The organism is Arthrobacter sp. 01T425 (assembly GCF_056398725.1).
On sequence record NZ_JBFTPY010000001.1, the window covers coordinates 630,783 to 643,825 of the forward strand.

General features: G+C 67.4%; 10 protein-coding genes. All 10 read right to left on the reverse strand.

Annotation, left to right across the window (positions count from 1 at the left end; all coding sequences use genetic code 11):
- Positions 1–227 precede the first annotated feature (227 nt).
- The 10 genes from AC1DNG_RS03075 to AC1DNG_RS03120 all read right to left on the reverse strand — a co-directional run bounded on the left by AC1DNG_RS03075 (position 228) and on the right by AC1DNG_RS03120 (position 13,029).
- A complete protein-coding gene (locus tag AC1DNG_RS03075; RefSeq protein WP_028276840.1) occupies positions 228–851 on the reverse strand; it encodes a superoxide dismutase in 624 nt (207 codons plus the stop codon).
- Between the two features lie 169 nt (positions 852–1,020).
- Positions 1,021–2,001 carry a DNA-binding protein WhiA gene (whiA, locus tag AC1DNG_RS03080; RefSeq protein WP_018772999.1) on the reverse strand — a complete coding sequence of 327 codons (981 nt, stop codon included), beginning with the start codon at positions 1,999–2,001 and terminating at the stop codon, positions 1,021–1,023.
- Positions 2,002–2,011: 10 nt separating this feature from the next.
- Complete coding sequence (locus AC1DNG_RS03085; RefSeq protein WP_476886577.1) at positions 2,012–3,031, reverse strand: gluconeogenesis factor YvcK family protein; 1,020 nt, start codon at positions 3,029–3,031, stop codon at positions 2,012–2,014.
- Positions 3,031–3,954 (reverse strand): RNase adapter RapZ, encoded by a 924-nt coding sequence (rapZ, locus tag AC1DNG_RS03090; protein WP_018773001.1) that lies wholly within the window; start codon positions 3,952–3,954, stop codon positions 3,031–3,033. Before rapZ ends, AC1DNG_RS03085 begins: the two co-directional genes overlap by 1 nt.
- A gap of 119 nt (positions 3,955–4,073) precedes the next feature.
- The gene (gene uvrC / locus AC1DNG_RS03095) at positions 4,074–6,083 is read right to left on the reverse strand and encodes an excinuclease ABC subunit UvrC (protein WP_476849615.1); all 2,010 of its coding nucleotides are present in this window, start codon (positions 6,081–6,083) and stop codon (positions 4,074–4,076) included.
- A gap of 78 nt (positions 6,084–6,161) precedes the next feature.
- Entirely contained in the window at positions 6,162–6,830 is a 669-nt protein-coding gene (locus tag AC1DNG_RS03100) for a lysophospholipid acyltransferase family protein (RefSeq protein WP_476886578.1), read from the reverse strand.
- On the reverse strand, positions 6,817–7,593 hold the full coding sequence (locus tag AC1DNG_RS03105) for an HAD hydrolase-like protein (protein ID WP_476886579.1): 777 nt from the start codon (positions 7,591–7,593) through the stop codon (positions 6,817–6,819). Before AC1DNG_RS03105 ends, AC1DNG_RS03100 begins: the two co-directional genes overlap by 14 nt.
- A gap of 189 nt (positions 7,594–7,782) precedes the next feature.
- Positions 7,783–10,731 carry an excinuclease ABC subunit UvrA gene (gene uvrA / locus AC1DNG_RS03110; RefSeq protein WP_476855939.1) on the reverse strand — a complete coding sequence of 983 codons (2,949 nt, stop codon included), beginning with the start codon at positions 10,729–10,731 and terminating at the stop codon, positions 7,783–7,785.
- A gap of 67 nt (positions 10,732–10,798) precedes the next feature.
- Positions 10,799–11,191: a GntR family transcriptional regulator gene (locus tag AC1DNG_RS03115; protein WP_476849612.1), complete on the reverse strand. Its 393-nt coding sequence runs from the start codon at positions 11,189–11,191 to the stop codon at positions 10,799–10,801.
- The gene (locus tag AC1DNG_RS03120) at positions 11,188–13,029 is read right to left on the reverse strand and encodes an ABC transporter ATP-binding protein (protein ID WP_476886670.1); all 1,842 of its coding nucleotides are present in this window, start codon (positions 13,027–13,029) and stop codon (positions 11,188–11,190) included. The genes AC1DNG_RS03115 and AC1DNG_RS03120 overlap by 4 nt, the downstream gene beginning before the upstream one ends.
- Positions 13,030–13,043 lie beyond the last annotated feature (14 nt).

Here is a 13,043-nt window from a genome sequence, read left to right on the forward strand (position 1 = left end):
TAACAGATCCCGCACGCCATTGGGCAGAGATAATTACCAGATCGGAGGGCGACCAGCCACATTGCTGAAGGCTAACCGCCTTCCGTGATCCATCTTACGTTTAACCGGGACTGCCCCCGCAAGTGCAGGGGCAGTCCGTCCACATTTCGGGCCGAAGGGCCCGTAATGTGAGGTTTGTTACAAACGGAAGTCGATTCCGTCACCCTGTGCAGGGTAAAGGGACCTGCCTAGAGGGTGATGAGACCCGTCGCGTTCTTGCGGGCGGCGTCGAAGCGCTTGGCGACGTCGGCCCAGTTCACGATGTTCCAGAAGGCCTTGACGTAGTCAGCCTTGACGTTGACGTAGTCCAGGTAGAAGGCGTGCTCCCACATGTCCAGCATCAGCAGCGGGGTGGTGCCGAGTGCGACGTTGCCCTGCTGATCGTAGAGCTGCTCGATGACCAGGTTGCCGCCGATGGGCTCGTAGGCCAGGAAGCCCCAGCCGGAGCCCTGCAGGCCCAGTGCCGCGGCGCTGAACTGCGCACGGAACGCGTCGAACGAGCCGAAGGCGTCGTCAATGGCCGCCGCAAGCTCGCCCTCGGGCTTGTCGCCACCGTCCGGTGAGAGGTTCTTCCAGAAGACGGAGTGGTTGATGTGGCCGCCGGTGTGGAACGCGAGGTCCTTGGAGAGGCGGTTGATGTTGGCGAAGTCGCCCTTTTCGCGCGCCTCGGCCAGCTGGGCCAGGGCATTGTTGGCGCCGGCCACGTAGGCGGCGTGGTGCTTGCTGTGGTGCAGCTCCATGATCTTCGCGGAGATGTGCGGTTCCAGCGCTGCGTAGTCATAGTCGAGCTCGGGCAGTACGTACTCGGTCACAAATTCCTCCAATGTCGTGGACGGGTTGTCCGGTTCGGTAACTCTTTTGATTGTGCATCCGGATGCGGGGCATCCGGAAAATTGCGGTGGGATCCAACGGCGACAACCAGCCGCGGCTCCCGGATATTTCATTCCCCGGGATATTCCTGCTGCTGATTCTAGGGGCGGGCTAGTCGTCGAGCATTTCGGGCGTCACATTGGCTTCCGTGCCCGGGATGCCGAGGTCCTGGGCCCGTTTGTCCGCCATGGCCAGCAGCCGGCGGATCCGGCCGGCGATGGCGTCTTTGGTCATGACGGGGTCGGCGAGCCGGCCCAGCTCGTCCAGGCTGGCCTGTTTGTGCGCGACCCGGAGCTCACCGGCATACTTCAGGTGGTCCGGGACGTCGTCGCCCAGGATTTCCAGGGCTCGGTCCACCCGGGCACCGGCGGCCACGGCGGCCTGCGCGGAACGGCGCAGGTTCGCGTCATCGAAGTTGGCGAGCCGGTTGGCCGTGGCGCGGACTTCCTTGCGCATGCGGCGTTCCTCCCAGACCATCAGCGCGTCGTGGGCGCCCATGCGCGTCAGCAGCGCGGCGATCGTGTCGCCGTCGCGGATCACCACGCGGTCCACTCCCCTGACCTCGCGGGCCTTGGCCTGGATGCCCAGGCGGCGGGCCGCGCCGACGAGGGCCAGGGCCGATTCGGGGCCGGGGCAGGTGACTTCCATGGCCGAGGAGCGGCCGGGCTCGGTGAGCGAGCCGTGGACCAGGAACGCGCCGCGCCAGACAGCTTCGGCGTCCGCGGCGGAGCCGTTCACCACTACCGACGGAAGGCCGCGCACGGGGCGCCCCCGCGCGTCCAGGAGTCCGGTCTGGCGGGCGAGGGCCTCACCGTCGCGCACCACCCGCACCACGTAGCGGCTGCCGCGGCGCAGGCCGCCGCCGGAGACGACGATGATCTCGCTCTGGTGGCCGTACACCTCGGCGATGGCGGCGCGCAGCCGCCGGGCGGTCGATGCGAGGTCGACTTCGGCCTCGATCACAATCCGGCCCGAGATGATGTGCAGCCCGCCGGCGAAGCGGAGCATCGCCGATACCTCGGCCTTGCGGACGGAGGACTTCTTGATATCCAGACGGGAAAGTTCTTCCTTGACTGATGCTGTCAGTGCCATGGCACCTTTCCTAACTATTCCCGAAAATATCGTGATACGCCGTCGCCAGCCGCAACGGATCGTGGACCGGACGGCGACCAGACGCCCCCACTTTACCCAAGACCACCTCGGCACCGAGCATTCCTGCCGCCGCCTCGAAGTCGGGCAGGTTCTGCACCGACGCCGGGTCGGCCAGGATGACGTCGATCGTGAACTCCGGCGCGTATTCGCGCAGCACCCGGAGGTGGTCGGCGGCGGACATGCCGGCCGTCTCCTTGGTATCTGTGGCCAGGTTCATGGTCAGGCACCGGCGGGCAGCGGTGTTGGCGAGGGCCTCGCGCATCTCGGGCAGCAACAGGTGCGGCAGCACGGACGTGTACCAGGAGCCCGGCCCGAGGATCACCCAGTCGGCCAGCTCGATCGCCGTCAGCGCTTCGGTGCAGGCCGGAGCGTTCTCAGGCAAGAGCCGGACGTGCTCCAGGGACCCTGCCACCGCGCACTTGGCCTGGCCGGTGAGGGTCTGCAGTGCCGTCGCGCCGTCCGGGGCGGTGACCCGGACCTGGCCCTCGATGGTCAGCGGGACGCTGGACATCGGCAGGACTTCGCCGCGCGCGCCGAGCAGGGCGCCGGCCCACTTCAGGCCTGCGACGGTGTCGCCCAGGAGCTCCCAGAGCGTGACGATCAGGAGGTTGCCCATCGCGTGCTCATCGAGGGAGCCGCCGTGGCCTTTGCCGGGGGCGAAGCGGTGCTGCATGACATCGCGCCACGTGCGGCCCCAGTCAGTGTCGTCGCACAGCGCGGACAGGGCCATCCGGAGATCACCGGGCGGCAGGACGCCGTACTCTTCGCGGAGCCGGCCGGAGGATCCGCCGTCGTCCGCGACCGTGACGACCGCGGTGAGTTCGGAGGTCAGCAGGCGCAGGGCCGACAGCGAGGCGGAGAGGCCGTGGCCGCCGCCGAGCGCGACGACGGAGGGGCCTTTGTCCTGCTGGCTGGCGAAGGCCGCGCTGGCGGGCGGGACAAGGGGCAGCGGGCCGGTAAGCAGCGCCATTACTCGCGGCCCAGGTCCCGGTGCGTCGTGGTCACCGTGACGCGCGGATACTGCGCCAGCCTCCGTGAGAGCTCGACGGCGACCGCCACGGAGCGGTGCTTGCCGCCGGTGCAGCCCACGGCGATGGTGGCGTAGTGCTTGTTCTCCCGCCGGTACCCGTCCAGGACAGGTTCAAGGGCCAGGACGTAGCGTTCCACGAAGTCGCTGACGCCTTGGGCCTCCAGCACGTAGTCGCTGACGTCCTTGTCCAGTCCGGTGTGCGGGCGCAACTGCGGCACCCAGTGCGGGTTGGGGATGAAGCGGGCATCGGCCACGAAGTTGGCGTCCACCGGCAGCCCGTACTTGAAGCCAAAGCTCATGACGTTCAGCCGCAGCGCCACCGGCCCGGTCTCGCTGAAGAGTTCGGTGATGGCGGTGGCGAGGCCATGGACGTTGAGGGAGGACGTGTCCAGGACGATGTCGGCGGTGTCCTTCAATTCACGGACCAGCTCGCGTTCGGCGGCGATGCCGTCGAGGATCCGGCCGCCGCCCTGGAGCGGGTGGGGCCTGCGGCCCTGCTCGAAGCGGCGCACCAGGACGTCGTCGTTGGCGTCGAGGAACAGGACGCGGAAGCTCACGCCGGTGGCTTCCAGGGCGCGGAGGGCCGCGCGCATGTCGACGAACAGTTCCTTGCTCCGGACGTCCATCACGACGGCGAGCTTGGACATGGAGTGCGGCGTCCGGGACACCAGTTCGGCGAGCGTGCCGAGCATCTGCGGCGGCAGGTTTTCCACGACGTACCAGCCATGGTCCTCAAGGGCGTCCGAGGCGGTGCTGCGGCCGGCTCCCGACATTCCGGTCACCACGAGCAGTTCAGCCTCGACGGGTTTGACGGGTGTCATGCCGTCCGCATCCGTCTCGGATCCTGCCGTCGACTCTGCCATCAGTGAAGCCCCATCTCTGCCTGTGCGATTTGCTGTTGTCAGGTTTGCGCGCGGGCCGCGGTGATGCCGCTGCCGTGCCGTACCCAAGTCTTTACCCTAGCTAAGTTTGGCGGCACTAGCTAAGCGTCGAGAATTTCGCCGGTGGTCATGTTGACGGCAGGAACCGTGGCGGCTTCCTCGACTCCGCCGCCAGCGAAGTGCCGGACGATCGCGGCGGCCAGGGAGGGGCCGATCCCCTTGGCGCCGGTGAGTTCCTCCTGCGTCGCGGCTTTGATCCCCTTGACGGAGCCGAACTCCGCCAGGAGGGCCTTGCGCTTGGATTCGCCCAGACCGGGCACGCTGTCCAGGGCGGAGGCCGTCATGGCCTTGCCGCGCTTTTGCCGGTGGAAGGTGATGGCGAAGCGGTGGGCCTCATCGCGGATCCGCTGCAGCAGATACAGGCCGGCCGAGGCGCGCGGCAGGATCACCGGGAAATCGCTGTCCGGCAGCCACACCTCTTCGAGCCGTTTGGCGAGGCCGACCACATACACGTCCTCGATGCCGAGCTCTTCCAGCGCCCTTGCGGCGGCATTGACCTGCGGTTTGCCGCCGTCGACGACGACGAGGTTGGGCGGGTAGGCGAATTTGCTCCGCGGTGTTGGCGTCGTGGAGTCCGCGACCGCCGCGGCGGTTGCCGCGTCCAGGGCGGCCTGGTGCGCCGGTTTGGCCGCGGCCGCCGCCTGCTCGTCTTTTTCTTGAAGATAGTGCCGGAACCGGCGGGTCAGCACATCATGCATGGCCGCCGTGTCGTCAGTGGCCGCGGCGCCGGTCACGGCGAACTTCCGGTAGTCGGACTTTTTCGGCAGGCCGTCCTCGACCACCACCATGGAGCCGACCACGTTGGTGCCCTGGACGTGTGAGATGTCGAAGCACTCGATCCGCAGCAGCGCCACGGGAAGCTCGAGCGCTTCCTGGATTTCCTGCAGGGCCTGGGAGCGCATGGTGAGGTCGCCGGCGCGCCGGGATTTGTGAAGTTTGAGGGCGTGCTCCGCGTTTTCACGGACCGTGGACAGGAGGGCGGCCTTGTCTCCGCGCTGGGGAACGCGGATGTCCACCCGGGCCCCGCGCAGGCCGCTGAGCCATTGCGCGAGCTCCGGGGCGTTGCTGGGTTCGGCAGGCACCAGCACTTCCCGGGGCAACCTGCCCTGAAGCCCGGCTTCCTCGCCGTAGACCTGCTGGAGCAGGTGTTCGACCAGTTCCGGGGTGGTGGAGTCCTCGACCTTTTCCACCACCCAGCCGCGCTGGCCGCGGATCCGTCCGCCCCGGACGTGGAAGACCTGCACGGCGGCCTCGAGCTCGTCTTCGTGCAGGGCGAAGACGTCGGCGTCCGTGCCCTCGGCCAGGACGACGGCGTTACGTTCGAAGACCTTCTTAAGCGCCACGATGTCGTCCCGGAGCCGGGCCGCGCGTTCGTAGTCGAGCTCAGCAACTGCCGCGGCCATCTCCCGTTCCAGCCGGTTGACGAAGGGCTTGGCTTCGCCGCCCATGAACGTGCAGAAGTCCTCGGCCAGGGCGCGGTGGTCCGCGGCGGAGATCCGGCCGACGCACGGCGCGGAACATTTGTCGATGTAGCCGAGCAGGCAGGGCCGGCCGCTGGCTTCGGCGCGCTTCAGCACCCCGGCGCTGCAGCTGCGGACCGGGAACACCCGCAGCAGGGTGTCCATGGTGTCCCGGATCGCGCCGGCGGTGTACGGGCCGAAGTACCGGGTCCCCTTGCGCCGGTCGCCGCGCAGCACCTGGACGCGCGGGTACTTCTCCCCCATCGTCACGGCGAGGTACGGGTAGCTTTTGTCGTCCCTGAACATCACGTTGAAGCGGGGCGTGAATTCTTTGATCCAGGTGTATTCCAGCTGCAGCGACTCGAGTTCGCTGCCCACCACGGTCCATTCGACGCTGCTGGCCGTGTGGACCATGGCATAGGTTTTGGGCATGAGCCCGGCGGGGTTGGCGAAGTAGGTGTTCAGCCGGGCACGGAGGTTCTTGGCCTTGCCGACGTAGATGACCCGGCCGTGCGGATCGCGGAAGCGGTACACGCCCGGATTGGTCGGAATTTCACCCGTCTGGGGTCGGTAACTCGCTGGATCTGCCACACATCAAGTCTACTGAGCCGCCGGCGGTGCCGTTGCACGTGCACCGCCGCATGCCCGGCGGGGGCCGGGAGCTGCGCGCTATTCGGCCGACTTGCTCTGGTTGTAGCTGGTGGAGCGTTCCTGGCCGCTCAGGTCTGCGATTGCGTCCATGATGCGGTCCGTGACCTGGCGGCGGGCCGGCAGGGAATGGTCCGGTCCGGTTTTCTCGAAGTACAGCGGCTCGCCGACCTTCATGGTGAAGTGCTGCGGTTTGACGGACTTGCTGTCCGCGGGCTGCAAGTGTTCGGTGCCGATCAGGCCCACCGGGACTACGGGCGCGCCGGTGGTGAGGGCCAGCCAGCCGACGCCGGTGCGGCCGCGGTACAGGATGCCGTCGCGGGAGCGGGTGCCTTCGGGATAGATGCCCACGCCCTTGCCGGAGTCGAGGATGTCCAGCAGCGTTTTCAGCGCCTGGACGCTCGCCGCCTGCTCGCCGCGTTCCACCGGAATGGAGCCGACGGCCTCGAAGAAGGACTTCATGGCCTTGCCTTTGATGCCGCCGGTGGTGAAGTATTCAGCCTTCGCGAAGAAGGCCACGGGCCGCGGCATGAGGGCCTGGACGATCACGCTGTCCAGGAACGAGAGGTGGTTCGGGGCGACAATGAACGGCCCATCCTTGGGCACGTTTTCCAGGCCGATGACCGTGGGACGGCACGTGGTGGTTACAAGCCCCCGCGTGGTCCAGCGGATTGCGTCAAACATTGCCATCGGTGTGCACCTCGTTCAGGGCTGTGGTTCCCGGGCGTTCGGAGAGCCGGTTGATCGTCGCGTGAAGCGCCGTGGTGTTGTGCACGATCTCGACGGCACCGGCCGCGTGCAGTTCGCCGTCAGGCGCAAACCCCCAGCCTACGCCGATGCAGTCCAGTCCGTTCGCAGCGGCCCCGGCGACGTCCTGTGCCCGGTCCCCCACCATCACGGCCCGGCCGGCGGCCGCAGGGTCCGCGGCAGCGAGGTCCGAGAGCGCGGCGGCGACGATGCCGGCCTTACCTTCGGGAACGGAGCCGTCGGGAACGGAGCCGTCGGGGGCGGAGCCCGTTCCGGGGCTGGCGGCCTCGTCGGCGGCGGAGCCCCGGATGCAGTGGAAGAGTCCGGCGATGCCGTGGTGCGCCAGGACAGTGCGGGCAAGCCCTTCCGGCTTCTGGGTCGCGACGGCGATGGGCCGGCCCGCGGCGACGAAGTCCTCGAGGAGGCCGCGGATTCCCGGGTACAGCCTGCTCTGCGCGATTCCCGTGGATGCGTAGTGCGCGCGGTAGATGCGGATGGCGTCTTTCAGCTGTGCGGCCGGAACGCCGGCGATTTCCGTCAGGGAATGGCTGAGCTTGGGCCCAATCATGGCGTCCATCCGGGACTTGTCCGGAACCGGCAGGCCAAGCTCGGTGAGGGCCGCGGCGATACCGTCGGTTATACCCCCGGCGGGATCGACAAGAGTGCCGTCAAGGTCAAAGATTACGGGCACTGTTGTATGCGTCACCGGCTTAGTTTCTCATGAGTGTGCGGTTGCCAGAAATTCGCATGCTCCTTCAGGAATACATCGGGAATACATCAGGGACTACATCACGCGATACATCAGCGGATACATCCGGTGGAGACGTCCCTGCGGGCGGGGACGCGTGCGGCGGAGGCTTACCTGGCCCGCCGCACGGTCCCTGGCGGCCGGTGTTCAGGCGAGGAGCTCGGCGAGGAACGCGGCCGTGTGGCTCTCGCTCGACTTGGCCACCTGCTCGGGGGTGCCGGAGGCGACCACACGGCCGCCACCGGACCCGCCGTCGGGGCCAAGGTCCACGATCCAGTCGGCGCTCTTGATGACGTCGAGGTTGTGTTCGATCGTGATCACCGTGTTGCCCTTCTCCACGAGGCCCTGGAGCACCATGAGGAGCTTGCGGATGTCCTCGAAGTGCAGGCCCGTGGTGGGCTCGTCCAGGACGTAGACGCTGCGGCCGTTGGAGCGTTTCTGAAGCTCGGCTGCGAGCTTCACGCGCTGGGCCTCGCCGCCGGAGAGCGTGGTGGCGGGCTGGCCCAGCCGGACGTAGCCAAGGCCGACGTCGACGAGCGTGTTGAGGTGCCGTGCGATCGGCGAGAAGGCCGCGAAGAACTCGGCCCCTTCCTCGATGGGCATGTTCAGCACGTCCGCGATGGTCTTGCCCTTGTAGTGGACCTCCAGGGTTTCGCGGTTGTACCGGGCGCCGTGGCAGACCTCGCAGGGGACGTAGACGTCCGGCAGGAAGTTCATCTCGATCTTCAGGGTGCCGTCGCCGGAGCAGGCCTCGCAGCGGCCGCCCTTGACGTTGAAGGAGAACCGGCCCGGGAGGTAGCCGCGGACCTTGGCCTCGGTGGTCTCGGCGAAGAGCTTGCGGATGTTGTCGAACACGCCGGTGTAAGTGGCCGGGTTCGAGCGCGGGGTGCGGCCGATCGGGCTCTGGTCGACGTGCACCACCTTGTCCAGGTGTTCGAGGCCCTGGACGGACTTGTGCCTGCCGGCCACCTGCTTGGCGCCGTTGAGCTTGTTGGCGAGCACCTTGTAGAGGATCTCGTTGACCAGGGTGGACTTGCCCGAGCCGCTGACGCCGGTGACGGCGGTGAAGAGGCCCAGCGGGAAACTGGCGTCGATGTTCAGGAGGTTGTTCTCCTTCGCCCCGACCACCTTGAGCTCGCGCTTCTTGTCGTATTTGCGCCGCTTCTTCGGGATCTCGATTTTCCGCCGGCCGGAGAGGTAGTCGCCGGTGAGCGAATCCGTGTTTTCCAGCAGCTCTTGGTAGGACCCGGAATGGACCACCATGCCGCCGTGCTCGCCGGCGCCCGGTCCGATGTCCACCACCCAGTCGGCCTCGTGGATGGTGTCCTCGTCATGCTCCACGACGATCAGGGTGTTGCCGAGGTCCCGGAGCCGGGTGAGTGTCTCGATCAGGCGGCGGTTGTCCCGCTGGTGCAGGCCAATCGAGGGCTCGTCGAGGACGTACAGCACGCCCACGAGGCCGGAGCCGATCTGGGTGGCCAAACGGATGCGCTGGGCTTCGCCGCCGGACAGGGTGCCGGAGGGCCGCTCCAGGTTCAGGTACTCGAGTCCGACGTCGAGGAGGAAGGTCAGGCGGGCCTGGATCTCCTTGAGGACCTGGTGGGCGATCTGGGCCTCGCGGCCGGTGAGGACGAGGTTTTCGAGGAAGTCGGCGCATTCCCGCATGGGCAGCGCGGCGACCTCGGCGATTGACTTGCCGTTGATCAGCACCGAGAGCGACGCAGGGTTCAGCCGGGCACCGTTGCAGGCCGGGCACGGGACCTGGCGCATGTATTCCTCGTAGCGGTCGCGCGCATAGTCGGAATCGGTCTCGCCATGCTTGCGGTGGACGTACTGCACGACGCCCTCAAAACCGGTGCTGTACTTGCGTTCCCGGCCGAAGCGGTTGCGGTATTGCACCACCACCTTGTGGTCCTTGCCGTGCAGGACGGTCTGCCGGACGTCGGTGTCGAGCTTCTCCCACGCCGTCGTCATGGAGAAGCCGAGTTCCTCGGCGAGGCCGGCCAGCAGCCGGTTCCAGTACTCCGTGGTGGCGGTGCCCAGGGACCACGGCGCAATGGCCCCCTCGGAGAGCGAGAGCTCGGGGTTGGGGATGAGGAGTTCCTCGTCGACCTCCAGCTTGGTGCCGATGCCGCTGCACGCGCTGCAGGCGCCGAAAGGGTTGTTGAATGAGAAGGAGCGGGGCTCGATCTCGTCGATCGCCAGGGGGTGCTCGTTGGGGCAGGCGAGGTGTTCTGAGAACGCCCTGATCCGCTCGGGATCGTCTGCTTCGAGGTCGACGAATTCGGCCAATATGCGGCCCTCCGCCAGTCCGAGGGCGGTTTCGACCGAGTCGGTCAGGCGCTGGCTGATACCTTCCTTGACCACGAGGCGGTCCACCACCACTTCGATGGTGTGCTTGAACTGCTTGCCCAGCTTCGGCGGATCACTCAGGTGGACGAGCTCGCCGTCCACCCGGGCCCGCGAGTAGCCCTTGGCGGTGAGTTCCTTGAAGAGGTCCACGAATTCGCCCTTGCGGCCGCGGACCACGGGTGCCAGCACCTGGAAGCGGGTGCCGTCCGGGAGCTCGAGCAGCTGGTCGACGATCTGCTGCGGGGTCTGCTTGGTCACGGGCTCCCCGCAGACGGGGCAGTGCGGCCGGCCCACACGGGCCCAGAGCAGGCGCATGTAGTCGTAAATCTCGGTGATGGTGCCCACGGTCGAGCGAGGGTTCTTGGACGTGGACTTCTGGTCGATGGACACCGCCGGCGAGAGGCCCTCGATGAAGTCGACGTCGGGCTTGTCCACCTGGCCCAGGAACTGCCGGGCGTAGGCGGAGAGGGATTCGACGTAGCGGCGCTGGCCCTCGGCGAAGATGGTGTCGAACGCGAGGGAGGACTTTCCGGAGCCGGACAGGCCGGTGAACACGATCATGGCATCGCGCGGCAGGTCGAGGTCCACGTTGCGCAGGTTGTGCTCGCGGGCGCCCTTGACGACGAGGCGCGTCATGTCCGGACGCTTCAGGACGGGGCGGGACGGGGCCGCATCCCGGACTGCCAGCGGCTCGACGGCGGAATGGACTTCAACGGCTGGATCTTCAGCTACAGCTTTAGGCACGAATCTAATGCTAATCGAAAACTTCTTCGAAAAACTATTCCGCGCGCCACGGGCGGCGCCGGATGTGCTATTGGCGGTCGTAGGCGGCGGCCAGCAGCTGCACGGCCTCGGCGAAACTGGCGCCCTGGGCTTTGGCGGCCGCGGCGAACTCGGCGGCGGCGGCGGACAGCGAACTCCAGGCGGCATCGCGGGCACACACAACGGTCCCGTTGCGACCCTTCGTCACTACGACGCCGGCGGCCTCGAGTTCCTTGTAGGCCCGCGCCACAGTGTGCGGGGCCACGCCCAGTTCGCCGGCCAGGCTCCGCACGGCCGGAAGCCTGGTGCCCGGCGCGAGTGTGCCGTTGTCGGCGCGCTCGATCACGTAGAGCCGCAGCTGTTCGAAGAGCGGGACGGAGCTGGCCGGATTGGTCCGCCAGGATCCGGGAAAACGCTCCCCCACGGCGTCCGCAGGGCTCACTGTTCGGCCTCCTGGACGGCCGGGACCTGTTCGCGGCCGGCGAACTGGGCCTCGTACAAATCCTTGTAGAGCCCCTGCCGGGTCACCAGCTGCTGGTGGGTGCCGTGTTCAACGATTCGTCCGTGGTCCATGACGAGAATTAGATCAGCGTCCCGGACCGTGGACAAACGGTGCGCGATCACGAAGCTCGTGTGACCGGCCCGCAGCTGCTCCATGGCATGCCGGATCTGCACCTCAGTGCGGCTGTCGACGGAGCTCGTCGCCTCATCCAGCACCATGATGCTGCGCCCGGCGAGCTGCGCCCGTGCGATCGAGACGAGCTGGCGCTGGCCCCGGCTCAGGGAGTCGCCGTCGTTGCCGAGCATCGTGGCGTAGCCGGCCGGCAGGGACCGGACAAACTGATCCACGTGGCTGGCGTGGGCCGCCGCAACGATATCGGCTTCGGCGGCGCCGGGCCGGCCGTATTCGATGTTCTCCCGGATGCTGCCGGTAAACAGCCAGGCATCCTGCAGGACGATTCCGAAGGCGCGCCGCAGCTCGTCCCGCGGGATGGTGGCGATGTCCGTGGAGTCCACCAGGATCCGGCCGGAGTCGAGTTCGTAGAAGCGCATCAGGAGGTTGACCACGGTGGTCTTGCCGGCACCGGTGTGTCCCACGATCGCCACGGTCTGTCCCGGGTCCACCGTGAAGGAGAGGTCCTTCACCACGGGGGTGCCGGGGCTGTAGCTGAAGCTGACGTGCTCGAACGTGACCCGGCCCGCCACTGCGCTGGGATCCAGCAGGTCGCCGGGCGTGCCCGGGGCAGGGGCTTTGCGTCCGTTGGAGGATTTGCGCGGGACATGGAGCTTTCGCGCGGCCGTGAAGCCTTGCAGCTTGCCGGCGCCGTTCGCCGAAACGGCCGGCACGGCGCTGTCCGCAGGGATCTCCGGGGCGTCCAGCAGCTCAAACACCCGCTCCGCCGAGGCCAGGCAGGACTGCACGAGAGTCAGCATGCCGCCGATCTGGCTCACCGGCTGGCTAAAGAGACGGGAGAACTGGACAAAGGCCTGGATGCCGCCGATCGTCAAGAGCCCCGCGGTGACCTGCAGCGCCCCCACAACAGCAATTGCGATGTAGTTGAGGTTGGCGACAAACACCAGCAGCGGCTGCACGATGCCGGACAAATACTGGGCGCGGGTGCTCGATCGGGTGAGCTTCTCGTTGCGCTCCCGGAAGCTCGCCGCCGACTCTTCCTGCCGGCCGAAGGCCTTGACCACTTCATGCCCGGTGAAGAACTCTTCGAGTTGGGCAGTCAGCGCCCCCGTGCTGCTCCACTGCTCCTTGAAGTGCGCCTGGGAGTGCCGGGCCACGAGCACGGTGATCATCGTGGACACGGGCACCGAGAGGATCGCGATCAGCGCCAGCAGCGGCGAGAGCCACAGCATCATGGCGAGAGCGGCCGAGAGCATCAGGACGGCCATGATCAGCTGGTTGAGGAGCTGGTTGAGCGCCTGGGAGATATTGTCGACGTCGTTCGTGGCCCGGCTGAGCACGTCGCCGCGGCGCTGCTCCTCGAAATGGCTGGACGGCAGCACATGGAGTTTTTGTTCCACGGAGCCGCGGAGGCCGTAGCTGAGGCGCTGCACCGCGGTGGCGGTCAGGCTGCCCTGGATCCAGCTGAACAGCGACGCCCCGACGTACATGGCCGAAACGGCCAGTAGCCGCCCGGCCAGCTGTTGCTCGTCGAGGGAGCCGCCCAGGAAGCCGTCGACGACGACGTCGGTGGCGTCGCCCAGCACCTTGGGCGCCGCCACGTTGAGTGTCACGAACGCGCAGGTCGCGGCGATGACGCCGGCCATCCGCCACTTCAGCG